1 protein-coding gene is annotated in these 492 nt (G+C 70.3%); it reads right to left on the reverse strand.

From position 1 onward, the window contains the following. Positions 1 to 135: 135 nt before the first annotated feature. Positions 136 to 492 (reverse strand): transposase (locus EIZ44_RS44485; protein WP_205673507.1); only part of this gene is annotated, 357 nt, incomplete at its 5' end.

Raw genomic sequence — 492 nt, forward strand, 5'->3', positions numbered from 1 at the left:
CCTGGATCCACCGAGTTGAGGTTTTGCTGATTTTGGTGGTGGGTGTGCGGGTGGTGTTTGTTGGGTGGGCGCGTTGGTGTGGCTGGCGTCGCACCAGCGTGTCCACTGTGGGTTCTCCGGTCGGTGGTGGGCGGGTCAGGCTGTGCGGGGTTTTCGGTGGGTGGCGGTGAAGAGCCCGAGGCAACTGTCCGCTCGTGGCCAGTTTTGCGGCAGGTGGAGGGTGATGGTGCGGGCGGTGCGGGTGAGCCGGGCGGCGAGGGCGACCAGGTGGCGGCGGATGGTGCCGGTTGCGGCTCTGGCGTGGAAGCGGCTGGCGAGGCATCCGGCGGCGCGCAGCAGGTTGTGGGTGAGGGCGGCGAGGGCGAGCCAGGCGGCGTTGGCGGCGAACCGGCCGGAGGGGAAGTGCGCGAGGGCGGAATTGTTGAGGTCGGCGAACACGGCCTCGATCGCGCCGGCGCGGCCGCGGTGCTGTGTTTCGGCGGTGACCGTGTC

The organism is Amycolatopsis nivea (assembly GCF_004522235.1).
GTDB lineage: Bacteria > Actinomycetota > Actinomycetes > Mycobacteriales > Pseudonocardiaceae > Amycolatopsis > Amycolatopsis nivea.